The sequence below is a fragment of the Microbacterium allomyrinae genome (assembly GCF_020682705.1).
Lineage (GTDB): Bacteria > Actinomycetota > Actinomycetes > Actinomycetales > Microbacteriaceae > Microbacterium > Microbacterium allomyrinae.
The window spans coordinates 241857-262568 of the sequence record NZ_JAGTTN010000003.1; the positions used below are offsets into that span (position 1 = coordinate 241857).

Sequence of the window (20712 nt, forward strand, 5' to 3'; positions counted from 1 at the left end):
AGGCAGCCGATCCGAGTCAGCTCACCGCGGCCACCGCCGCGCGGATCGCATCGAGCGTGACCTCGGGGTGCGAGATCATCGAGACGTGCGAGGCCTCGACCTCGGTCACGGTGGAGCCTGCCCGCGCTGCCATCCGGCGCTTCGTCTCGATCGGGATGACCTTGTCTTCGGTGCCGAGCACCGCCCAGCTGGGGATCGACTTCCACGCCGCGGGGCCTGAGGGCGTGACGTTCGCGACGATGGATGCCGGACGCTGGGTGGCCGCGATGAGCCACCGGTCGCTTTCCGGCAGGTCCTGTGCGAACGAGGTGTGGACGACGTCGGGCTTGAGCCAGGCATCCGCTGCGCCCTCCGGCGCTCCCGGGTACCCCGCCAGGTCGAGCACCGTCGTCGGATCGGCCACGGCGAGCGCCGATCCGGAGCCCTCGAGGATCCCGAGGACCGTCTCCCCCTCGTCGGGGATGAACGCGTCCACGTAGACCAGAGCACGAACATCGCCTGACAGTCCCGCGTTCGTGATGACCGCCCCGCCATAGGAGTGGCCGACGAGCACAACACGACCGGATGTGCGCTGCGCGAGGAACGAGGCGACGTATGCCGGGTCGCTCGTGAGCCCGCGGAGTTCGTTGGGCGGAGCGAACACCGTGAATCCCTCGGACTGAAGCGTGGGGATGACGGCGTTCCAACTCGAGGAGTCGGCCCAGGCCCCGTGCACGAAGACGATGGTGGGAGTGCTCTCTGGCATTGCGGCTTCCAATCACACGGCGCCGCCGCGGCACGGGCGGCGCTTCCGGCAGATGAGGATGCGCCCAGATGCCCGACGCAATGGTCACGATAGGGGCGAAAAGGCCGCGCCACCAGGGCTTGGTGCACATTGGACGTCATGGAACGACCCGAGTATGTGTGCGCTAACGGGAATCGGCGCAGGCGGACTGCTCAGCGACCCCACCTTGCCGCGGTGAGGATCCGCGCCAGTGCCCAGCCCGCAGCGGACACGAGCTGCACGGCCACGATGATGAGGGCCACCGGGTTCGGCAGGAACTTGGGCCCGTTCGGACCGCTCACATACGCGCCGATGGGCAGAACATAGCCGCCGCCACCGCCACCGCTCCCCTCGCCTTCACCCTCCGGAGCGGTCCCGCGCTGCGGCCATTTGCCGGAACCCCCGCCGCCGCCGAAGCCGAACATGACCAATGCGGCGGGAACGATCTCCCGCCCGTCCAGCGTGACGCTCTCTCCGAACGCCATCTTCGCGCCCCATGACGGCACGGATGCCGTCATGCTCTCGATCGGTGTCTCCATCAGCCGAAACCTTCCGCTCACGTGTGAATGGCGAGCTTCACGGATGCTTGTTCAACGCCCGCCGACGAGACCCAAGATAGAGAGCGCCGCGGGAGGCCACCAGAGGGGGCTGGACGCAACGGGCGGATTCGTCCACCGATGGGGTGAGGATGGAGCCGTGGCCTCCACCTTCACTCTCGTCACCGAAACGCCCTTGTCGGCTGCGGCGCTCTTCGACCTCTCGCTCGACATCGACGCGCACGTCGCCTCGATGGCGCAGTCGGACGAGCGCGCGGTCGCCGGAGTCACGACGGGCCGCATCGGGCTGGGAGAGACGGTGACCTGGCGGGCGCGGCACTTCGGCATCTGGTTCACCATGACGTCGAAGATCACGACCCTCGATCGGCCTGTGCTGTTCATCGACGAACAGGTGCGCGGCCCCTTCAAGTCGTTCCGTCACGAGCACCGTTTCGAGGAGCATCCGACGGGCTCGCGCATGATCGACACCATCACGCTCGCGTCGCCGATCTTCGGCTCACTGGCCGAGCGGATCGTGCTCGTTCCCTACCTGCGCCGACTCATCGCGAAGCGCAACGCGCACCTTCGAGAGACCCTGGGCTGATACCGCCTCGCGCCAGCCCAGTCAATCGGGATGGTGACTGTGATCTGCGACGTCCGGTTTCGTCCGTAAGACGTCGGCGATCTCTTCCTCGGGGCGCGGAGCGATGGTCTCGTCGACCTCGAGCTCTGGGATGCTCGGCTCATCGGGCGCGGGAATGTGCTTCTCAGAGGAGTGCTCGTTGTGGGCAGACACGGCGGATCCTTCGGTCGACAGCACTCCCAGCGTATGCCGACACGGCCGCGAGCGCGGCTAGTGCAGCCAGCGGCTCAGGGGGCCGACCGGAGGGGCTGAGACCACGCGACCTCGCGTTCGAGTTGCCCGGACTGCACGAAGAGTCTCACCTGATGACTCTGCGGCAGCGCCGCCGCAAGCTCATCTCGATCGGCGGCCGTGAACCCGAGCTTCTGCCAGAACGGGCCGGAACGGCGGGAGAACAGCCACGCGCGAGTGGCGCCGGCGGCACGCGCCTCTTGCATGGCGTGGGCGGCGAGCTTCGAGCCGGCCCCGCTGACGCGGTGGCTCACCTCGACCGCCACACTCCGGATGAGGGCGTGGCAGCCATCCTCGCTCAGTTCGAACCCGGTGGTGCCGACGATCTCGCCGCGAACCCCTCGCTCGATCCATAGCCGCACGGCAGGGTCGTCCAGGCCCGCGAGGGTCAGATCGGCATCGCGAAGGAACGAACGCACCTCATCGAGATCTGCGGCCGAGACGCGCTCCACGTGCATGGTTTCAAGTCTCGCCCACGTGAGCTCGCGGTCGCCGTCACGGAGCGGTGGTCGCGAGTACGCAGGGAGCATGCGGCGAACATACGGTCTCGTCGGACCACCTCGCTCGGCCGGTAGAGCATCCTTTGCGGGCACGAGTCCTACGTCGCTGCTCACAACTCGATGCCGGACCTCCACGACCATGCAAGAGCCGGGATCCAGCCAGCGACGACGTATGACGCGGCCGTCAACAGGAGAAGAAGGATGACCGCGCAGATCGCGATCGGTCGAGCGCGCTTGGGCGAGACGAGGACGAGAGCGATCGATATTGCAGCAGCAATGATGATTGCGAGCGTAGGCAGGCCGGCGGCCTGAACGCGATCGGCCATGACGCAGTTGCGCGGACCTGGTAGCGAGAGCGCGCAGGCCTCGGGACCGATCGGCACAGCGACAAGCCACACAATTGCGAGATCCAGGACAGTTGCAATCCCAATGACGAGGATAGGCGATAGTCGTATCCCAACCCGGCGCCGAGCTTGCAGTGAAGTGCTCATGACTCGAAGGTAGAACGGATCTGCCCCAGACCACGCCTGTTCCGTGGACCGAGGTCAGGTCCCGTGTCGTGGTGTCACTCCGGTTGCCTCCTTGATGGGTGAGGGTTAGGCGGTCGGTCTTGCCAGGCTGGGCTCCGCCCGATGAACGTGAACCGAAGAGCTACGTGGACAAGAATTGCAGCGCGATTCCGTCGGGTACGTCTCGCGCAATTCGGGGATGAAAGTGATGTGACATCGATCGACACAGTAGGGGACAGGCCCGGCACCGCAGCCGCTCGCTCGTCGCGAGCATTACCTCATTCCCCAGCTTGCCGGGTGGGGCAGGAATCGAGGATCGCACGAAGCTGGCGTTTCGCGGCGCCGTATCTGCTTCGCGCGGTGGAGTCCGGGATGCCACACACCTGGGCGGCTTCGGCGATGGTGAGTCCATCCCAGTGGACGAGGCGGAGGAGTTCCGCGTGGTCTGGGCTGAGGCGACGGAGTGCATCTCGGACCTCGATCCCTTCGTCGGCAGCGGAAGCGGTGCCGGCGGTACTCCGTGTGAGGTCCCTTAGTTTGCTGGCAAGTCTCAGTCGACGTCTCCCGCTGCGCTCCGAGTTTGCGAGGACGAACTTCGCGATCCCGAACAACCACATCCGCGCCTGTACCGGTTCGGCGGGAAGCGCGGATGCGCGCCTCCAGGCGGTTGTCATCGTCTCCGCCAGTAGATCGGGAGCGTCGTCGCGGCCCACCCGGTACTCGAAAAACGCCAACAAGTCGGTGGACGACAATGAGATTACCGCAACCACGGCATCCTCCCGTGTGCGCCTACTCACCGGTGGCTTCCGCACACTTGATCTCGCCCGACCAGCCCAGTTCGAGAGGGCCGTTCGAGACCTCTCGCAGATCCACGCCCTGCGCGGCCAGCTTGTCATCGGCGTATTCCTGAATGACGCGGTAGATGGCCAGTTCGTACAAAACCGCTTCGGATTGCACGTACGGTTCGTTGCCTTGAGCCCGCATATCTGCCTCGAATTGCCTGTGCGTCTCCTTCTCGGCCTCGAACGCGGCCGCGATCGCTCCGTCGTCGAGAGCTACCTCCCAGCCCTGGACGTCGCGCATGATGGCTTCCACCGCGGGATCGGACGACTCGAATTTGCCGATCCGCACCTCGCACGCTTCTCCCGACGGCGCCGTGTAAAAGTACTTGCCGTCCGGCTTCTCGGCCCACCATGGCCACTCGCCGATCGTCGCCGCCGTCGCCGCACCCGCACCACCAAGAAGAACCGCCAGGATCACACCGACTGCTGCCGTGCGCTTGGCCCGACGCGGGCGATCCGCGGATCTGCCCTCGTCTTTCGCCGCCACGGTCATCCGCGCCAGTTCGTCTTCGATCGCCGGCGTCACTATCGTTCGGGACGGAGCGGCTGCCCCCAGCAACTGGTCCAGCGTCCCGTCATCCCGCTCTTGGTGGTCCACCATGACTCCTCCTCCGAAGCATCCTTGCCTCTACATGTCCGGACCACCCGCATTCGTCCAAGACCCATCGAACGAACATTTCGGTACCTCCTTCTTCTAGCGGTGGGTGACTGGCGGAGAGACGAAATTGAGGGGTGCAGTATTCCTCGATGCTGCCTCGGATGGAAGACAGGCGCGAAACCCAGCGGGTGTCCGCTGTCCGCTCAGGCATGTCGCCCAGCTCGGGCCGAACTGATCGGATCGGCTTCGGAACTTTCGGGGTCTTGGCACGCATCTTCGGCATGGCGCGTCGATGTCGCCGCAGTTCACTATGCGCTCGGACGGGAATCGATCAGCTGCGAGCGACTTCGGGACGTTATATAACGTCGGCTGCCGCGGGGAGCGATCCCTGAGCGTCTATCTCACCGAGCGTGGTGGCAACGCACATGGGTCGATACACAGGATTCTCCCCCTGGTTCGGGTGATGGGCCAGGTACTCTCGCGTTCGTGAGGACACAAGACAATGCCCTGGCCGGATGGGCTGTCCGCCGTGGTCACTTGATGGTTTCGGCCGTGCTTGTGGTTGCTCTCGGCGGCTTCTTGACCGCGTGCAGCAGCGCACCCTCTTCCGATGAGCTCGAGGGCGCCGAGGAAGCCCGTGGTGCAGGGATGAGCACGCTCGCGAGTGTGGAAATCCCGGCGTTGAGCGGCTGGACGGCGGTTGCCGAGCGAAACGTTGACGCGTGCGGGTCGAATACCAGTGATCAGACTTTCGACGAGTTCCATATCGAGGGATACTCGTGCGCTGCGGTTCGTCGCACTGTTTACCGGCTTGATGAGGCGACCGGGTTGAGCGAGGATGCGGCGGCGTTCCGCGCTATGACCGAGATCCAGCCAGTGTTCACAGGGATCGCTGAGGCGCAGGCGTCCCCGGGGATCAACATCAGCGAGGTCCCTCCGACAGCTGACGGATTCGTGGTCATTGACGGGCACCACGTCCGCGTATCTGCCTATGTGATGCCCGCCGAGTCGGTGGACATCGACGTGCTTCCGCTGTGGCATAGGAACGAGACCATCGGCGAAGATGACGGCGCACTCTCCGAGAAGCTCGGAGACCAGCAGGAAGCCGTCGGTGAACTTCTCGTCGTGACTACCACGGTCACTTACTTCAATGAGACTCGCGAAGACGGATGACGCCGCCCTTGAGCGCCAGATAGCTGGCGAATCACTCAACGCTGTGGCGGGATGACAAAGCCCTCGGGCAATGAGTTGTCGTGCACCACACCGTTCTGGTCACCAACACTCAGGATGGTGTGTGCGTCGAGGTTGAGGGTGTCACCGACGTAAAGCGCGTCGCCGTCTCGCCGGACATAGTTGGTCCAGTAGAGCCACACTTCGCCCACGCAGAATCGAGCGGGCGACCACCAAGATCGTGTCGTTGTCGGCCACCTCGTACGCGACGGGCACGCCATCGTCGTTGACGATTGTCTCGCCGGCTGCGTGCGGCATCGGACCGCGGTCGAACGGCACCGGCAGTGTTGCCCCGCCGAGCTGCTCGACTTCCGTCGCATCTGCTCCCCGGGTAGGCCGGAACCGCGTCTTCGCAGGGTCCTGTGTCCGCGACAGTTTCGACGTCCGGCGTGGGGGCGGCCGTCGGGGTGGGGGAAAACTGCGATGTGGTCGAATGGGGATCACAAACCGGGCGTGGGCGTGTTGGGCCTGGTGGGCGAGCCAACCGGGCATTCTCCATGCCGTGCCGCTAGCCCTGTCCGGGCGCTCCGTACATCCCGCCGTCCGGGAGCGGGGGGCAGACGGCGGATTCGGTCTGGGCCGCGACTTCGGCTCTGACCGCAACGCCATCCGCGGGTTTCGCGATCGTGTAGACGGTTCTTCCTGCGCACCTGGCTCGGGAATGAAGCCAACGATTCCAGAATCGATCGCCGGATCGTCATCAACAGCTCCAGTAACTGTCGTAACGAGGTCCGCGGGGGATCCCTGCGCGGGCGGCGCGCGAAGCGAGCGCATAAGTGCTCGTCTACGCCCCTCCCCGAGCTCGCGAACCGCGTATCTTCAACTTGTGTCGTCCTCGCCCGCGCTCACCGTCGCTTTCGGCGTCGTCGCTGCGGTGTTCGGAATCGTGTTCGCGCTCAAGGCCTCTTCGATCGCCGACGTCATGTGGACACAGAACGAAAGCCTCACTCGACACTCACGCCTGCTTGCGATGCCGCGGGACTACTACCTCTGGCTGTGCCGCCTGGGCGGAATCGCGTTGTCGATAATCGCCACCGGTCTCGTCATCGGCGCTGTGATCAGCCTCATGAACTGATGCCGAGACCCCTCTTCCTTCGGCGAGCGCCGCGCACCCGTATAGACCTGTGCATTAATGCCGCGATGCAGCCTCTCCACCGTGGTCACTGCTTCACCCAACCCATCTCCGTAGTGCTCAGGCGTCTCGCTCCGGGTTCTCGTGTCATCCACGAAGGATCGCTCGTCGATGAGCTGGCTGAGATCATCCGCAGCGACATCAGCATCGATGTGACGGGAGATGCCACAGAGGTCCTTCCTCACCTCACGCGAGTACTCGCGTCCGACTACTTCGCGCCGCGCGGCAGCTACGCGATTCTCAAAGGCGAGCGCCACGAGTTCGGAACCGCAGAGGGTGTCGCGATTCGCCTTTCTCCGGGTTTGCCGATCGACGCGACGTACCAGGGCGTGGCGGCCCATATCGGCTTCATCCAATCCCTGGATCGCATCCACGATCTTCTGCGCGGCCACGGCGCCGTCCAGTCATGGATGCTGCGTGAGACGCGTTCGAGCGCCTACCTGTACGGCCAATCCGCACGGTGGATGGAGGAGGTCGGCCTGGCGGTCCTGTCGAAGGACTTCCCTGAGTCCGTGATCTCTGTCGACCGGATCGCGTGAAATCCAGCCCGAGTGCGCGGCATGCCACCACTCGGGGAAGATCTCCGACCGCTCGATACGGCCACGGCGAGCCCTTGCCGCGGGTCTCACGCAGGTGGACAATGCGCCCATGGAGGCATCTTCGGATCGCCCGGCCGGCGTACGGGGCGCGCCGAAACTCTCCGCCGTTCTGGGCCTGATCCTGTTCGTCGGCGCCAGCGTTGCGGCGTGCTCGGTGACGCCTGAGCCCGACGTGCCGACCGGCACGCCGCTCGCAGAGCCGTCCGGTGCGGTGGTATGGCCTTCTGAGATGGTCGAGGGGCCGCCCGATCCTGGTCCGCCCTTCCTCGTCCCTGCCTTCGACGGCCCCGAATCGCAGCCCGTCCAAGACGGCACGACGCTCGTGCTGAAGAACCCGAACCCGGGCGCGTCCGACTTCGAGACCATCGAGTACACCGTCCCGTCCGGGTGGCAGACGGGCGGCGTGTACATCGGCAAGGATCTCGGCCAGCCGGGTGAGGTTGCGATCAGCTTCTGGACGCCCGCCGGCGTCTATTCCGATCCTTGCCGGCGAACCACGGATCTCAGTCCGATCGACCTCGCAGACCACACCCATTCCGAGGGGGGCGACCTCATCCTCTTGAGCTATCCGCGGATCGGGCTGTCCGCGCAGCAAGGCCGCGAGGCGACAGAGGCACGTTCGGTGATCGTCGATGATCCTTCTGAGGACCACGGAACGATCACGCTCCGGCTGGAGCTGACCGTACCCCCGGATCTCGACCTCGCATCCTGCGACGACGGCGTCTACGTGGCATGGCCGGGCCGCAATGCGGGAGATCGACCGAACGACAACCATGTCGCAGGACAGACGGACATCATCTACCAGGTCGATTTCGACCTGGGGCCGCTCATCATCGACGCGTCGTTCCGGCCCGACTCCTCGCGGCAGAGCATTGAAGAGCTGTACGCCGTGCTCGGATCGATCGTCGTGGACCGGTACTGACCCGGAGCCCCCGACGAGGCGGCATCCGCCGTGCAGTGCTGATGCACTCTGAACGCCGCGCGTCGCTCATTCCAGCGGCACGGCGTGGCCGGAGACGACGATGCCGCCGGACGCGGGAATGTCGACGGTCAGCAGTCCCGGCCGGCCCACATGGGCGCCCTGTTCGATCATGATCCGGCCGGGGACGGGCACGACCTCGAGCTCACGCAGGTAGGCGCCGAGGGCGGCTGCAGCGGAGCCGGTCGCGGGATCCTCGGTGATCCGGCCGACGGGAAAGAGGTTGCGCGCGATGAACCGATCCGGTGCTGCGCGATGTATGACCGTGATCGTGGCGGGCCAGCCGCGATCGTCCATGAGCGTGCGGGCGGCATCCGGGCTGAACCGGAACGCGTCGAACACGTCACGGGCGGCGATCGCCACGATGGGATGCGGGTTGCCCGCGTGTGCCATGCGTGGGGGCAACTCGGGATCCAGCGCCGCCGGTTCGAGGTCCAGGAGACGGAGGATCGCCGCGAGGTCGGCGGCGCGAAGCTCGGTGACGGACGGCGGGATGCTCGTGAACGCCGCGCGTATGCCCTCGCCATCGCGCGACAGCGCGATGGCGACAGGGCCCGCGGCCGTCGCGAAACGGATGGTGTCGCCGGCATCCGATCGACCGCGGTCGGCGAGCGCGACGGCAGTCGCCACGGTTGCGTGCCCGCAGAACGGGACCTCGGCGATGGGTGAGAAGTAGCGGACGGCCAGCGCGCCGTCGCTCGTCTCCCCCGTCACGAACGCTGTCTCGGAGAAGTCGATCTCGGAGGCGATCGACTGCATCGCGGCATCGTCGAGCCCGCGCGCGTCCAAGACGACGCCGGCGGGGTTGCCCCCGTCGCTCCGGGAACTGAACGCGGTGTACCGGAGAACCTCAGGTGCGGTCATGCGCACAGCGTAGGCCGGACGCGGTGCCGCGACGACATGCTGATGCCCGATTCCGTCCCGCAGCCCGTCGAGTGGGTCAGTCATGGGGTGGCCGACGCAGCCGCTTGACGTCGGTGCGCTGCTTCTTCGCCTTCAGGCGCCGCTCCTTCGAACCCCGACTCGGACGCGTCGGGCGTCGCGAGGGCGCCGGCGGCTGGATGGCGGCCGTCACGAGAGCGGCGAGCCGTGCGCGCGCGGCATCCCTGTTGCGTATCTGTGCACGATTCTCGGATGCGGTGATCGTCAGCACCCCGTCGACGAGGCGACCGCTCAGACGCTCGAGCAGTCGCTCACGCTGCAGCGGCGACAGTGCGGCCGAGCTTGCGGCATCCCAGACGAGTTCCACGCGGGAGTCGGCCGTGTTCACGCCCTGCCCGCCGGGGCCGGAGGACCGCGAGAACCGCCACGTCAGCTCGGACTCGGGGATCGTGATTCCCGAGCCGACCGGAAGACCGGGACGGTGGGCGGCGGGCATGGATCCATCATCCTCCCGTTAGCGAGGCGCATCTTCCTCGTCAACCCCCCTTGTCATCGCGGGCAGGCCGCCTAACGTCGTGTGCGAAGTCGTCGACACGGTGCCGACGCGACCAGCGAGGAGGATGCCATGGGGCTTGACGACAAGATCAAGAACACCGCACAGGATGTGGGTGGCAAGGCGAAGGAGACGGTCGGCAAAGCGACCGATGACGAGCGCCTCGAAGCCGAAGGCAAGGCCGACCAGGCCGGAGCCGACCTCAAGCAGGCCGGCGAGAAGGTCAAGGACGCCTTCAAGTAGGCCGTAGTCCCCACAGATTCCCCAAAGTCGCGCGAGGATCAGGGCCCGAAACGGGTCTCACGCGACATCCGATCCTGCAACTGCTCCGTCACGCGCCTCGCGGTGCGTGACGGAGCTTTTTCTGTGCGACAACGGCGCAATCCATGGGCCGCGCCATGGGTCTGATCGCCGGATTTTCGCAGAACCGATGCCAGGTGGAAACTCGGTCGACATCACCCTGCCCCTAACATGTCGAGAAGGGGCGCTGGGGAGTACGCCGCTAAGCCGCTGGGAGAGGGCTCGTCAATGAGGCTTGGGGTGAACAGAAGGAGAATCCGCAATGGCACTCGACGACCTCCTCGTCGCCCCGATCGGGTTGCGACGCTCACGCCGTAAGCGCCTGATTTCCGTTCTGGCGGCCTTCGCGGTCGCCGCAGCCGTCGGAGCATCCTTCGCCGCCGCGGACGTGGCTCACGCAGCCACTCCTGTCGGCGTCATCTCCGACACGGCGACCCCGCAGATCCTCACCGCACCGGAGACGAAGAAGATCGAGGTGGGGCTGCAGTTCTCGCCGACGACGTCGGGCACGCTTTCGGGCGTGCAGTTCTACCAGAACGCGACCAACTCCGGCGTGACGAGTGCCTCGGTGTGGTCATCGACGGGCACCCTCCTCACGCGCGTCGCGGTCAACCCGTCGGCACCGGTCGGCTGGCGCACCGTGCCGGTGAACGTCCGCCTCGAGGCCGGACGCACCTATACCGTCAGCGTCTACGATTCCAACTCGCGATTCCCCGCGACCGAGAACGTGTTCACCACGGCCCGAACGACCGCCGGCCTCTCCACCCCGGCGAACGCCGGCGTGTACCGCTACACCTCGGCCAGTGCGTTCCCCTCGACCGGTGAGGCCTACAGCTTCCTCGTCGACGCCGTCTTCACGAGCGACGCCGCCGCCCCGACTCCCGTGCCCGTGGCGACCTCCGCGCCCGCGGCGACACCCACGCCGAGCGCGACGCCGACACCTACTCCGACACCGACCCCCACCGCCACCGTTGCTCCCGAGCAGCCGGCGGCTGATCCGGAGACCGAAACAGCGGTCTACGGGCCCGACGGAACGCACTGGCCGGCGAACACCCCGCGCGCAGATGCCGCCCGGGTGGTGAACGTCGCTGCGACGTGGACCGCGATCTCCTCGGCGATCGTCGCGAATTCCGGCTCGGCCGACCCCGTCGTGATCTGCGTCGCCCCGGGCACGATCACCGGCGGCAGCGGCGCGACATCCAGCGCGAAGGGCGTGCTCCAGAACGTCGGCAACGCCGCGCGGGCATCCCGCATCCTCGTCACCGCCTGCGGCGGCGTCGGCACGGTGAAGATCGCGGCCGGAACGGGCATCGCGTTCGTGGGAGTGAAGGGCGTGTCGATCGTCGGCATCGACCTGTCGGCGCAGCCGGTGATGATCCGCAACACCGAGTCGTTCGCCATCGGATACTCCGAGGTGCCGCGACTGCTCGTCACCGCGAACGGCGACAACGGGGTGCGCGACGTGGAGATCGTCGAGATCGTGGCGGGACCCGAGGCATTCACCGGAGCAACGTACGACCGCGTCGAAGTGAAGTCTGCGGGCGGATACAACGTCGAGGGCGTGCGCTTCGCCGGCTTCTACGGCGCACCGCAGTACAAGCCGAACGGATCGAGCAGTCACGTCGACACGTTGCAGTTCGTGACGACGTCGGGAACCGGCACCATCACCGATGTCACCATCGAGGACTCGGTGCTCTTCCAGTCGTCCGACCAGGGCATCATGGCCGGAGGCAACGGCGCCGGCGCGATCACGCACTCCGCGTTCTTCGGCGGCGCCACCGGCCAGCTCCGCTACCCCGTGTACGCCGGCGGCGACCCGATCACCCTGGCGAACCTGCTGCACGGCACCTGGTCGAACGTCAGCGTCGCCGACGCGATCGTCGCGGGCTCGATCTCCGCGTCCTACTCGTTCACTCAGGTCGTGGAGTCGATGAGCGCCGCGGGCGGCCGCGGATTCAGCACTCTCGGCGCCCTCACGCTCGCCGACATCGACCGCCTCGCGCCGATGCCGACCGCCGCGCGTCTCGCATCGATCTGGGACTGACGCACCGCGATCTGAACCGCGAGCACCGCGGCAACCGCCGCGAGCGCGGTGACCACCTACACGAGCAGCGGCACGCGCGCGCCGGCGAGCTCTTCGAGCTGGTCCCACACGTCGGCCGCGGCTTCGGCGGAGGGCGCTTGCGTGCGAGCGAGCGGTTCGACGCGGACGGGCAGACCACGGAGTCTGCCGGCCGGAGCGTAGTACTCGCCTCCCCGGGCTGCGGGATCGGTCAGGGCGCGCACCGCTGACCACGCGGCGGTGTCTTTGCCCTGCGCCCACGGTGTGTACGGATTGCGCTGGTACGGCGTCGAGGCGTCGCGAACACCGCTTCGCTCGGGTGTCTTCGCGTCCACGCCTACCCCGGGCCGGACCACGAGCGAGGCGACCGGCTGACGGCTTGCTCGCAATCGCCGATCCAGTTCGAAAGCGAACACCTCGGTGATCGTCTTCGCCTTCGTGTAGGCCGCGATCGCCGTCGGGGGTGTATCTCGGATGTCGTCGACACGCATCCGGAACTGCTTCACGAACCCGGTGGAAGTATGCACCACCCGAGTCGGCGTTCCCCGTCGCGTGCCGGTGTCGACGAGGGCGGGCAGAAGCTCGGCAAGCAGGCGCACGTTGGCGACCACGTGGGTTCCGAGCAGAAGTGGGAGCCCATCGCGTGTCATGGCACCCCGGCCCGACGTCATCGCTCCGCCGTTGAGGAGCACGGCATCGACACCGGGAAGCGACCGCAGTTCATCCGCGGCTCGAGACACCGAGTCGAGAGATGCCAGATCGATCACCACACTCTGCACTGCCGCGCCCGCGACCTCCCGCCGAATGGCTGCCTCGGAAGCGCGAAGCTTCGCCTCGGAGCGGGACGCGAGCACGACGTGGGCTCCCGCTCCCGCCAGCTGCTCCGCCGCGAAGTAGCCGATGCCGGCTGTCGCGCCCGTGACCACGATCGTGCGCCCGGTCTGATCCGGAAGGTGTGCGGGGTTCCATTCCATAGCGGTTCGCTCCCAATCTGGTAAGTGGATGAGTAATCCGTTTAACCTAGCATATTCGGATTACTCATCCACTTAGCTGTACCATCGGCTCTATGCGACAGACACGCGCGGATGCGGTGCGCAGCCGGACCCGAATACTCGAAGCCGCTCGCGCCCACGATGCGCGTTCTCTCCGGCTGAACGACGTCGCCCGCGATGCCGGCCTCGGCGTCGGCACGGTCTATCGGCACTTTCCCACCGTGCATGCACTGGTCGAGGCGCTGTCGATCGACACCCTCGAGCGGATGCTGTCCATCGCGCAGGCGGCGACACGAGAGGCAGACACCGAGACCGCCTTCGTCGAGTTCCTCGACAGCGCGTTGACCCTGCAGCTGCAGGATGGCGGTCTGCAGGCCGTGCTCCTCTCGCCCGCCGACGAGGAGGAGTCGGTGCGGGCGATCAAGTCCGAGATCTTCGCCGCGTTCGACGGCCTACTCCAGCGCGCACGCGGTGCGGGGCTCGTGCGGGCAGACCTGTCGATCACGCAACTCGAGCACCTGGTGTGCGGCATCGAGCACGCCGTACGCGTCGGCGAACCGACCGATCGTCAGCTGTTCCTCGACATTCTCCTGACAGGCATCCGACCCTCCACGATGTGAGCGGTGAGGCGGGACCGCGCTGGTCACGCCGCAGGAGTGGAGACCACGACGTCGCGCTGCGGGCCGTAGTGCATCGGGGAGGCGACGAAGATGCCGACCGCGAGAACAGCGAGCACCGTGGTGATGACGGAGAACCTCGCCATCACGACCGTGGTCCTGCCGCCGAGTCGCCGACGCACCAGGGTGAGCAGTCCGAGTCCGACCAGCCCTCCGGCCGTATTGACGATGAGGTCGGTCGTGTCGAAACTGCCCGTCGACAGCAGATGCTGTGTGACTTCGAGAACCAGACTCGCTCCGACGAGCACTCCCCCGGCCTTCCACCACGCCCACGAGGGGGCGAGCAGGCCGAGGTAGACGCCGAACGGCACGAAGAGCAGGAGGTTGATGACGACTTCGATCGGTGCACTGGCGCCCGCATCGCCGCTTGCGACGAACGGAACCAGCTTGATCGGGCGCGAGCGAACCGCTGCGTCGCCGATCCACGGCACTTCGAGCTTCCACAGCACGATCCATGCCAGCAGCACGAGATAGACCACGAAAAGGGTGACCAGAACACGCCGGCCTGCTCGGGACGTCGGATGGTTCGCGTCGGTCATCCGAGAACTCTCTCGCGGGACTCTGTGGAACCGCCTGACGCGCGTGCCGCCCTCGCGGCAAGGGCACGGAAAGCATCGGCGAGCTCGGGCGGATCGAGAACCTCGACATCCACCTCGAACCGCATGACGCGCGCGGCGAGCGCGCCCCACGACCACGCGCCGGTCTCGAGCGTGCACGTGTCGCAATTCACCGCGTCGACGATCCCGTCGGTGACGAAGGGTGTGACCCGCTCGGCGGCAGCGTGCATCAGCACCTTGCCCCGACACGGCCACGTGTCCGCCGAAACCGCGCCGCGGAACCGAGCGCGGAGAAACTCCTGCGGGTCGCCGCCGGGCACCGACCGTGGCGTGAACGCCTGGCCGCGATGGGACCGGAGCGACATCCGGTCCACGCGGTACACGCGCCAGTCGGCGTGCTCGTCGCTCCATCCGATCAGGTACCAGCGTCCGTTCATCGCGACGAGGTGATGCGGCTGGATGCGCCGGGGCGCGGCATCCGCTCTGTCGTCTTTCTGCGCGCCCACTCGTGTGTAGTCGAACCGCAGCTCTTCGCGGGCGCGGACGGCGGCGGAGATCTGCGCCAGCGCGCTGGGATCGACCGGGACAGCGGATTCGACCGCGGCGGTGAAATCGACGGCGTCCAGCCGCGTGCGAAGTCGCTCCGGCAGGACGTGGCGGATGGATGCCAGCGCACGCTCGGCCGCGTCTTCGATGCCCGCCGAAGACAGCGCGGCCGCATGCAGGGCGATGGTGATCGCGACGGCCTGGTCGTCGTCGAACAGGAGCGGCGGGAGTTCGCTGCCCGCCTCGAGGCGGTAGCCGCCCTCCGGACCCTTGATGGCCCTGATGCGGTATCCGAGTTTGCGCAGCCGATCCACGTCGCGGCGGACGGTGCGCGGGCTCACCTCCAGCCGCTCGGCGAGCACTCCCCCGGCCCAGTCGCGCCGGGTCTGCAGCAGCGACAGCAGAGTCAGCACGCGGGACGACGTCTTGAGCACGAGGACATCCTCTCGTCTATAGCGGACACTGGCTGGCCGCTTCTTCCGAGAGTGTCGAGACCGCACCCGCCGCCGGGCGGACCGCGCATTCGACAGGAGTCCCGTCATGACGATCCAGACCACCACCCACCTCAACTTCCGCGGCACCGCCCGCGAGGCGCTCGAGTTCTACCAGACCGTGTTCGGCGGCGAACTGACCACGATCAGCTACGCCGACATGGGCAACGCCGATCCCGACACGGCCGATCACGTCGTGTGGGGTCAGGTTGCGGCCGCGAACGGCTTCCGGATCATGGCGTACGACGTCTACCCGCACCTCCCGTGGGAACAGGGCCGCGATCCCTTCTTCGTCTCCGTGCGCGGAACGGACGCAGCTGAACTCACCGGCCTCTGGACGAAGCTCTCCGATGGCGCCACCGTGCGCCAGCCGCTCGAGCCCTCGCCGTGGGCACCGCTCTACGGCCAGCTCACCGACCGCTTCGGTGTGACGTGGGTGCTCGATATCGCGGCCGCCTACGCCGCGGTCTGAGTCGACAGCGATCGTGGGGCGAGCGTCGACGGCGTCTGGCGGTCGGCGCTCGCGCCACACCCGAGCGCTCTTCCACGCGGTTTCCGCGACCGGCATTCCGGCCACGCAGCGCCGTCTATCCGAGCACTGCCGCCCGCCATGCCGTGAGGCCCGCCGCGATCAACCGCGTGTCGGCCCAGGGCATCTCGGGCGCTTCCAGGCGCCCCTCGGCGAGCGCCAGCGAGACGGCATCAGCCTCGGCGGCCATCGGCTGGATCGACGGCACCTCGATCACGCGGCGTCCACCGGACTCGTGCAGCGTGAGGGTCGTCGCGCTCGCGGCGCGGTCACCCCAGGCGTCGGGCAGCTCGATCATCCCGTCGGTGCACCGGATCAGCGCCGACCGCGGCAGATCCCGCACGATGGATGTCTCCAGTGCGGCCACGAGCCCGCCGACGTCGAACTCCCCCGTCGCGTGACCGTCGACGCCATCGACGAGGGTTCCGGATGCCGTGCGCAGGGCGATCGCGCCGGGCCGCGGCTCTGCCCCCGCCACTGCCACGTCGACCGCCAACGACAGCGGATAGCAGCCGACATCGAGGATCGCTCCCCCGGCGAGCGCCGGATCGAACAGTCTGCCGTCGTGCGCGCCGGCGGCGAAGCCGAAGGATGCCTCGACCCGCTCGGGTGCGCCGAGTGCGCCGTCCGCCAGCACGGACCGCAGTGCCTCGGCGAATGGTCCGAAGCGGTTCTTGAACGCCTCGACGAACACGCGGCCCTCCCGCTCGGCCACCGCCAGGATCCGCTCGACGTCGGCCGCGTCCGGACTCGCGGGCTTCTCGCACAGCACGGCCTTGCCCGCTTCGAGCGCACGGATGGCGAGGTCGGCGTGCGTGGTGTGCACCGTGCCGATGTACACGGCATCCACGTCGTCTCGCGCGAGCACCTCGTCGTACGAGCCCGACATCGCGGCGCCGTGCTCTGCCGCGAACGCCGCCGCCCGTTCGGGCGACGAACTGCCCACCGCGTGCAGCACGCCCTGGGACGACGCCCGCAGCCCCGTCACGAAGTCCCGGCTGATCGCTCCCGGGCCGAGCACGGCCCATCTCGTGAGTGCCATGGCCCCGAGGCTACCCGCCGCCCCCGCGGTCGGCACCCGCATGAACGTCGGGGCGGCATCACGATCCCGCACCGCCGCGCCACACCTGCGGATCAGGCGATCGGCTCCGCGGTCTCCCGCGCTGCGCGGGTCGACGAGCGCACCGCGCCGATGCTCGCGGCGATGACGAGGGCGATGCCGCCGATCTCGAGCCACGACATATGCTGGCCCAGGAATACGAACCCCGCCAACGCGGCGGTAGCGGGGGCGAGGCTCATCAGGATCGCGAATACGGCCGCCGGAAGCCGCCGCAGCGCGACCAGCTCGAACGCATAGGGGATCGTCGACGACAGCACCGCCACGGCCGCGCCGAGCGCTACGATCTCGATGCGCAGAAGGGCGGCACCGGCATCCGCGATTCCGAAGGGGAGCGAGATGATCGCGCCGATCGCCATCGCGAGCGCCAGCCCGTCCAGCTTCGGAAAGGCCCGGCCCACACGGGCCGACGCGAGGATGTAGAACGCCCAGCTCGCCGCCGCGCCCAGGGCGAAGAGCACTCCGACCGGGTCGAGGCGGTCCCATCCGCCGCCACCGAGCGCCACCACTCCGGCGAGGGCGAGCAGGGCCCACAGCCACGCCGACGCGCGACGGCTCGCCACGATCGACAGCACGAGCGGGCCCAGCACCTCGATCGTCACGGTCACACCGAGCGGCAGCCGCTCGAGCGCGAGGTAGAAGAGCGCGTTCATGCCGGCCAGCACGAGCCCGAAGAGGGCGACAGCCGTCCAGTTAGGACGCGAGTGGCCACGGAGGCTCGGGCGGGCGATCAGCAGCAGCACCACGGCCGAGAAGACCAGCCGCAGCATCACCATGCCGAGCGGACCGACCGTGGGGAACAGCAGCACCGCGAGCGATGCGCCGACCTCCTGGCAGGCGAGGCCCGCGATCACCAGCAGGATCGCGGGAGTGGTACCGCCGCGCGGCGCCGCCAGAGTCACCGGGGCTCCGCGGTTCCCGCCGTGCACGTCCTCGCCCCACCTGACAGCCGTCCCGCGGTCCGGGGCCCGGAGAGCCGCGGTCCCACGAGCACCGTCACGGCGCTGCGTGCCGAGGTGGTCTGCGCCCCGAGCGTCACTCGGGTGCCGGCGGGGTGCACACGGCAGCCGCGGCGATGGCCTCGTGGTACTGCTCGGCGGTCCACGGGAGCCCCGCCTCGGGCGCCGTCTGCCCGTCGGTCGCCGGAGCCTTCGACGCGATCGCGGCCAACTCCCACGCGAGGTAGGCGCCGACGTTCGCATCGACGGCGGAGTTGTTGAGCACGACCGCGACGGTGAGGCCGGTGGCCGGGTCGGAGAACGCCGCGGTGATGTAGCCCGGAACCTTGCCGAACTGGCCGATGAGCGAACCGGCCTGCAGGGCTCCGCCCGCAGCGGTGTACCAGGACGGCGCGTCACCGGTGGCCGGGAGAGGGTCGGCGAAGCGGTCCTCGTCCGCGACGAGCGCCCCCGACGCCATCGCCTGGACATAGCGTCCCAGGTCGTCGATGTCGGTGATCACCCCCGCATCCGTGAACCCGATGCTCGTCGACGTGTCGGTGAGGTCGCGAGGCTGCGCGCAGTCCACCGGGCCCTCGGCGGTCGGCATCGACTGACCGCCCGCGAGCAGGGCTCCGCCGTCGGCGTCACCCAGGGCGGTCGCCGCGAGGTCGAGCGGATCGACGATGTGGTCTGCGTAGAGATCAGCGGCGCTCTGCCCCGTGGCGCGTTCGAGGGCCAGGCCCAGCAGCACGTACCCGGCGTCGGAGTCGCGGTACGCCGCGCCCGGTGCGCCGCCGCGAGGCTGGCCGAGGCCGAAGCTGGCGAGATACCGCGGGTCCCAGGTGCGGGTCGGGTTCGCGAGCCACACCGCGTAGAGCTGAGATGCGAAGGAGCCGATCCCCGAGGTGCCGTCGCAGAGCTGTTCGAGGGTGACGTCCGAGAGATCGGGCACACCCGCGACGTACTGCGAGACGCTGTCGCTCAGCTTCACCGTGCCGGACGCGGCGACCTCGTACAGGACGTCGCACGTCATCGCACGCGTGATCTTGCCCGCCGGGAAGCGCATGTCGGCGGTCACATCGCCGCCGCCGTCGGGGCGCTGGGTGCCGAGGCCCGCGACCCAGCTGCCGCTCCAGGGTGCCCACACGCCCACGATCGCGCCGGATGACCCGCTCGTCCCCATGGCGTGGGTGACGGCATCCTGCAGCTGCTGCACCGTCTCGTCGGGCAGCGCGACATCCGCCTGCGGGGGCGTGTCGACGTCGACGTGCTGGTCCAGCGCGCAACCGGCGAGGACGAGCGCAGACAGGACGACACCCGTGATGGCCGCGATGGCGCGGTGTCGATTGGAGCGGGTCCGCATTCTCACCCCCCGATGATGTGCATTGAATTCAAACACACCCGGGTCGTGTCCGCCGCGCGGCGATCCGTAGGGTGGAGGGATGACGCATCTTTTCGACGACGCCGTGCTCGCCGGCGTGCTCGGCCACATGAACGGCGACCACGGCGACGACAACCTCCTGATCTCGCGCGCATTCGCCGCCGAGTCCGGGGTCGACGCCGCCGACATCGTGGATGCGCGGATGGACGGCTTCGACGGCGACGGCGGGCGCTGGACGGCGACGCTCAGCGACGGTGCGACCGCGACGATCGTGGCCCCCTGGCCGGGCGGGCCCATCTCGGAACGCCCCGAGGTGCGACGCGAAGTGGTCGCCCTGTACGACGAGGCGTGCCGGCGTCTGGGAGTCGAACCACGCCCTCACGCGTGATCCTTCGAAACCTCGTAGGTTAGGCGAGCCTAAATCTCCTACAATGGCCACATGAGCGACCCGATCACGTTCTCCACGGCCTTGCGCGAGCGCTCCAGCCGCGCCCACTCCTCGAGCGAGCACGCCGGCTTCATGGCCGACCTCATGAAGGGGGAGGGCACGCGCGAGGACTACATCGCACTCGTCGCCCAGCACTGGTTCATCTACGAGGCGCTCGAGCGCACCGCGGGCCAGATGCGCAACGACCCGGTGGCCGCGGTGTTCATCAGCGACAAGCTGACGCGTATCCCGGCACTCGAGGCGGACCTCGAGTTCCTGCTGGGTCCCGACTGGCGCGACCTCATCGAGCCACTGCCCACGACGCAGCGGTACGTCGACCGCATCAACGAGGTCGGCGCCACGTGGGCGGGCGGCTTCGTCGCGCACCACTACACGCGCTACCTCGGCGACCTGTCGGGCGGCCAGTTCATCGGGCGTCTCATGGCGCGCCGGTTCGGCTTCGAGACCAATGGCATCGGGTTCTACCTCTTCGACGACATCGCCGACCCGAAGGCGTTCAAGGACGTCTACCGCGACCAGCTCGACGCTGCTCCGTGGGATGCCGCAGAGCAGGAGCGCGTGATCGACGAGGTCCTCCTCGCCTACCGCTTCAACACCGAGCTTTTCGACGACCTCGCGACCGCGAAGGCCTCCCAGGTCGCCTGACGCTGTTCACGGCACCTGCCGACGGGACC

Annotated in this window: 27 protein-coding genes; 11 read left to right on the top strand and 16 right to left on the bottom strand. The window is 67.9% G+C overall.

Annotated features, from left to right (window positions below; translation table 11 throughout):
• Nucleotides 1-16: 16 nt before the first annotated feature.
• Nucleotides 17-745: an alpha/beta fold hydrolase gene (locus tag KEC57_RS10880; RefSeq protein WP_229384644.1), complete on the bottom strand. Its 729-nt coding sequence runs from the start codon at nucleotides 743-745 to the stop codon at nucleotides 17-19.
• A 191-nt stretch (nucleotides 746-936) separates the two neighbouring features.
• Nucleotides 937-1302 (bottom strand): spore germination protein GerW family protein, encoded by a 366-nt coding sequence (locus KEC57_RS10885; protein WP_229384645.1) that lies wholly within the window; start codon nucleotides 1300-1302, stop codon nucleotides 937-939.
• Between the two features lie 157 nt (nucleotides 1303-1459).
• Between KEC57_RS10885 and KEC57_RS10890 the strand changes: the two genes are divergently transcribed.
• Entirely contained in the window at nucleotides 1460-1903 is a 444-nt protein-coding gene (locus KEC57_RS10890; RefSeq protein WP_229384646.1) for an SRPBCC family protein, read from the top strand.
• 21 nt (nucleotides 1904-1924) lie between these two features.
• Here the strand turns inward: KEC57_RS10890 and KEC57_RS10895 are convergent, their stop codons facing one another.
• The 5 genes from KEC57_RS10895 to KEC57_RS10915 form a co-directional block, all read right to left on the bottom strand.
• Entirely contained in the window at nucleotides 1925-2095 is a 171-nt protein-coding gene (locus KEC57_RS10895) for a hypothetical protein (RefSeq protein ID WP_229384647.1), read from the bottom strand.
• Between the two features lie 74 nt (nucleotides 2096-2169).
• Nucleotides 2170-2703: a GNAT family N-acetyltransferase gene (locus KEC57_RS10900; protein ID WP_308187593.1), complete on the bottom strand. Its 534-nt coding sequence runs from the start codon at nucleotides 2701-2703 to the stop codon at nucleotides 2170-2172.
• An 80-nt stretch (nucleotides 2704-2783) separates the two neighbouring features.
• Complete coding sequence (locus KEC57_RS10905; protein WP_229384648.1) at nucleotides 2784-3164, bottom strand: hypothetical protein; 381 nt, start codon at nucleotides 3162-3164, stop codon at nucleotides 2784-2786.
• Between the two features lie 296 nt (nucleotides 3165-3460).
• A complete protein-coding gene (locus KEC57_RS10910) occupies nucleotides 3461-3952 on the bottom strand; it encodes an RNA polymerase sigma factor (protein WP_229384649.1) in 492 nt (163 codons plus the stop codon).
• A 19-nt stretch (nucleotides 3953-3971) separates the two neighbouring features.
• Nucleotides 3972-4625: a hypothetical protein gene (locus KEC57_RS10915; protein ID WP_229384650.1), complete on the bottom strand. Its 654-nt coding sequence runs from the start codon at nucleotides 4623-4625 to the stop codon at nucleotides 3972-3974.
• 483 nt (nucleotides 4626-5108) lie between these two features.
• On the opposite strand from KEC57_RS10915, the gene KEC57_RS10920 reads away from it, so the two are divergent.
• Nucleotides 5109-5795 (top strand): hypothetical protein, encoded by a 687-nt coding sequence (locus KEC57_RS10920; protein ID WP_229384651.1) that lies wholly within the window; start codon nucleotides 5109-5111, stop codon nucleotides 5793-5795.
• Between the two features lie 35 nt (nucleotides 5796-5830).
• Here the strand turns inward: KEC57_RS10920 and KEC57_RS10925 are convergent, their stop codons facing one another.
• On the bottom strand, nucleotides 5831-6004 hold the full coding sequence (locus tag KEC57_RS10925; protein ID WP_229384652.1) for a hypothetical protein: 174 nt from the start codon (nucleotides 6002-6004) through the stop codon (nucleotides 5831-5833).
• 674 nt (nucleotides 6005-6678) lie between these two features.
• Here KEC57_RS10925 and KEC57_RS10930 point away from each other — a divergent pair.
• The 3 genes from KEC57_RS10930 to KEC57_RS10940 all read left to right on the top strand — a co-directional run bounded on the left by KEC57_RS10930 (nucleotide 6679) and on the right by KEC57_RS10940 (nucleotide 8505).
• The gene (locus KEC57_RS10930; RefSeq protein WP_229384653.1) at nucleotides 6679-6927 is read left to right on the top strand and encodes a hypothetical protein; all 249 of its coding nucleotides are present in this window, start codon (nucleotides 6679-6681) and stop codon (nucleotides 6925-6927) included.
• Nucleotides 6928-7040: 113 nt separating this feature from the next.
• Nucleotides 7041-7523 carry a hypothetical protein gene (locus KEC57_RS10935; RefSeq protein WP_229384654.1) on the top strand — a complete coding sequence of 161 codons (483 nt, stop codon included), beginning with the start codon at nucleotides 7041-7043 and terminating at the stop codon, nucleotides 7521-7523.
• A gap of 109 nt (nucleotides 7524-7632) precedes the next feature.
• Complete coding sequence (locus KEC57_RS10940) at nucleotides 7633-8505, top strand: hypothetical protein (RefSeq protein WP_229384655.1); 873 nt, start codon at nucleotides 7633-7635, stop codon at nucleotides 8503-8505.
• 66 nt (nucleotides 8506-8571) lie between these two features.
• On the opposite strand, the gene KEC57_RS10945 is transcribed toward KEC57_RS10940, so the two are convergent.
• Together KEC57_RS10945 and arfB are read right to left on the bottom strand one after the other, a co-directional pair.
• Entirely contained in the window at nucleotides 8572-9426 is an 855-nt protein-coding gene (locus KEC57_RS10945; RefSeq protein WP_229384656.1) for a PhzF family phenazine biosynthesis protein, read from the bottom strand.
• A gap of 76 nt (nucleotides 9427-9502) precedes the next feature.
• Nucleotides 9503-9940 carry an alternative ribosome rescue aminoacyl-tRNA hydrolase ArfB gene (arfB, locus tag KEC57_RS10950; RefSeq protein ID WP_229384657.1) on the bottom strand — a complete coding sequence of 146 codons (438 nt, stop codon included), beginning with the start codon at nucleotides 9938-9940 and terminating at the stop codon, nucleotides 9503-9505.
• A gap of 129 nt (nucleotides 9941-10069) precedes the next feature.
• Here arfB and KEC57_RS10955 point away from each other — a divergent pair, with 129 nt between their 5' ends.
• On the top strand, nucleotides 10070-10240 hold the full coding sequence (locus KEC57_RS10955; protein WP_229384658.1) for a CsbD family protein: 171 nt from the start codon (nucleotides 10070-10072) through the stop codon (nucleotides 10238-10240).
• 319 nt (nucleotides 10241-10559) lie between these two features.
• Nucleotides 10560-12341: a DUF4082 domain-containing protein gene (locus tag KEC57_RS10960; protein ID WP_229384659.1), complete on the top strand. Its 1782-nt coding sequence runs from the start codon at nucleotides 10560-10562 to the stop codon at nucleotides 12339-12341.
• Between the two features lie 56 nt (nucleotides 12342-12397).
• Here the strand turns inward: KEC57_RS10960 and KEC57_RS10965 are convergent, their stop codons facing one another.
• Nucleotides 12398-13333, bottom strand: a complete 936-nt coding sequence (locus tag KEC57_RS10965) for an SDR family NAD(P)-dependent oxidoreductase (RefSeq protein WP_229384660.1) — start codon at nucleotides 13331-13333, stop codon at nucleotides 12398-12400.
• Between the two features lie 92 nt (nucleotides 13334-13425).
• On the opposite strand from KEC57_RS10965, the gene KEC57_RS10970 reads away from it, so the two are divergent.
• The gene (locus tag KEC57_RS10970; protein ID WP_229384661.1) at nucleotides 13426-13971 is read left to right on the top strand and encodes a TetR/AcrR family transcriptional regulator; all 546 of its coding nucleotides are present in this window, start codon (nucleotides 13426-13428) and stop codon (nucleotides 13969-13971) included.
• A 23-nt stretch (nucleotides 13972-13994) separates the two neighbouring features.
• On the opposite strand, the gene KEC57_RS10975 is transcribed toward KEC57_RS10970, so the two are convergent.
• A complete protein-coding gene (locus KEC57_RS10975; RefSeq protein ID WP_229384662.1) occupies nucleotides 13995-14567 on the bottom strand; it encodes a VanZ family protein in 573 nt (190 codons plus the stop codon).
• Entirely contained in the window at nucleotides 14564-15565 is a 1002-nt protein-coding gene (locus tag KEC57_RS10980) for a helix-turn-helix transcriptional regulator (protein WP_229384663.1), read from the bottom strand. Before KEC57_RS10980 ends, KEC57_RS10975 begins: the two co-directional genes overlap by 4 nt.
• A 106-nt stretch (nucleotides 15566-15671) precedes the next feature.
• Here KEC57_RS10980 and KEC57_RS10985 point away from each other — a divergent pair, with 106 nt between their 5' ends.
• Nucleotides 15672-16094: a VOC family protein gene (locus tag KEC57_RS10985; RefSeq protein ID WP_229384664.1), complete on the top strand. Its 423-nt coding sequence runs from the start codon at nucleotides 15672-15674 to the stop codon at nucleotides 16092-16094.
• A gap of 115 nt (nucleotides 16095-16209) precedes the next feature.
• Here KEC57_RS10985 and KEC57_RS10990 read toward each other — a convergent pair whose 3' ends face one another.
• The 3 genes from KEC57_RS10990 to KEC57_RS11000 all read right to left on the bottom strand — a co-directional run bounded on the left by KEC57_RS10990 (nucleotide 16210) and on the right by KEC57_RS11000 (nucleotide 19572).
• Nucleotides 16210-17193, bottom strand: coding sequence for a Gfo/Idh/MocA family protein (locus KEC57_RS10990; RefSeq protein ID WP_229384665.1), 984 nt, complete (start codon nucleotides 17191-17193; stop codon nucleotides 16210-16212).
• A 92-nt stretch (nucleotides 17194-17285) separates the two neighbouring features.
• A complete protein-coding gene (locus tag KEC57_RS10995) occupies nucleotides 17286-18164 on the bottom strand; it encodes an EamA family transporter (RefSeq protein WP_267492437.1) in 879 nt (292 codons plus the stop codon).
• Between the two features lie 139 nt (nucleotides 18165-18303).
• A complete protein-coding gene (locus KEC57_RS11000; RefSeq protein WP_229384929.1) occupies nucleotides 18304-19572 on the bottom strand; it encodes a serine hydrolase domain-containing protein in 1269 nt (422 codons plus the stop codon).
• Nucleotides 19573-19651: 79 nt separating this feature from the next.
• Between KEC57_RS11000 and KEC57_RS11005 the strand changes: the two genes are divergently transcribed.
• Together KEC57_RS11005 and KEC57_RS11010 are read left to right on the top strand one after the other, a co-directional pair.
• On the top strand, nucleotides 19652-19978 hold the full coding sequence (locus KEC57_RS11005) for a DUF2470 domain-containing protein (protein WP_229384667.1): 327 nt from the start codon (nucleotides 19652-19654) through the stop codon (nucleotides 19976-19978).
• 51 nt (nucleotides 19979-20029) lie between these two features.
• The gene (locus KEC57_RS11010; RefSeq protein WP_229384668.1) at nucleotides 20030-20683 is read left to right on the top strand and encodes a biliverdin-producing heme oxygenase; all 654 of its coding nucleotides are present in this window, start codon (nucleotides 20030-20032) and stop codon (nucleotides 20681-20683) included.
• Nucleotides 20684-20712 lie beyond the last annotated feature (29 nt).

What these genes read in the sequence shown, in the direction of transcription:
- KEC57_RS10945 (WP_229384656.1), bottom strand. Translation starts at nt 9,426, where the DNA reads ATGACCGCACCTGAGGTTCTCCGGTACACCGCGTTCAGTTCCCGGAGC.
- KEC57_RS11005 (WP_229384667.1), top strand. Translation starts at nt 19,652, where the DNA reads ATGACGCATCTTTTCGACGACGCCGTGCTCGCCGGCGTGCTCGGCCAC.
- KEC57_RS10940 (WP_229384655.1), top strand. Translation starts at nt 7,633, where the DNA reads ATGGAGGCATCTTCGGATCGCCCGGCCGGCGTACGGGGCGCGCCGAAA.
- KEC57_RS10985 (WP_229384664.1), top strand. Translation starts at nt 15,672, where the DNA reads ATGACGATCCAGACCACCACCCACCTCAACTTCCGCGGCACCGCCCGC.
- KEC57_RS10965 (WP_229384660.1), bottom strand. Translation starts at nt 13,333, where the DNA reads ATGGAATGGAACCCCGCACACCTTCCGGATCAGACCGGGCGCACGATC.
- KEC57_RS10905 (WP_229384648.1), bottom strand. Translation starts at nt 3,164, where the DNA reads ATGAGCACTTCACTGCAAGCTCGGCGCCGGGTTGGGATACGACTATCG.
- KEC57_RS10960 (WP_229384659.1), top strand. Translation starts at nt 10,560, where the DNA reads ATGGCACTCGACGACCTCCTCGTCGCCCCGATCGGGTTGCGACGCTCA.
- KEC57_RS10885 (WP_229384645.1), bottom strand. Translation starts at nt 1,302, where the DNA reads ATGGAGACACCGATCGAGAGCATGACGGCATCCGTGCCGTCATGGGGC.
- KEC57_RS10990 (WP_229384665.1), bottom strand. Translation starts at nt 17,193, where the DNA reads ATGGCACTCACGAGATGGGCCGTGCTCGGCCCGGGAGCGATCAGCCGG.
- KEC57_RS10900 (WP_308187593.1), bottom strand. Translation starts at nt 2,703, where the DNA reads ATGCTCCCTGCGTACTCGCGACCACCGCTCCGTGACGGCGACCGCGAG.
- KEC57_RS10880 (WP_229384644.1), bottom strand. Translation starts at nt 745, where the DNA reads ATGCCAGAGAGCACTCCCACCATCGTCTTCGTGCACGGGGCCTGGGCC.
- arfB (WP_229384657.1), bottom strand. Translation starts at nt 9,940, where the DNA reads ATGCCCGCCGCCCACCGTCCCGGTCTTCCGGTCGGCTCGGGAATCACG.
- KEC57_RS11000 (WP_229384929.1), bottom strand. Translation starts at nt 19,572, where the DNA reads ATGCGGACCCGCTCCAATCGACACCGCGCCATCGCGGCCATCACGGGT.
- KEC57_RS10970 (WP_229384661.1), top strand. Translation starts at nt 13,426, where the DNA reads ATGCGACAGACACGCGCGGATGCGGTGCGCAGCCGGACCCGAATACTC.
- KEC57_RS10955 (WP_229384658.1), top strand. Translation starts at nt 10,070, where the DNA reads ATGGGGCTTGACGACAAGATCAAGAACACCGCACAGGATGTGGGTGGC.
- KEC57_RS11010 (WP_229384668.1), top strand. Translation starts at nt 20,030, where the DNA reads ATGAGCGACCCGATCACGTTCTCCACGGCCTTGCGCGAGCGCTCCAGC.
- KEC57_RS10975 (WP_229384662.1), bottom strand. Translation starts at nt 14,567, where the DNA reads ATGACCGACGCGAACCATCCGACGTCCCGAGCAGGCCGGCGTGTTCTG.
- KEC57_RS10915 (WP_229384650.1), bottom strand. Translation starts at nt 4,625, where the DNA reads ATGGTGGACCACCAAGAGCGGGATGACGGGACGCTGGACCAGTTGCTG.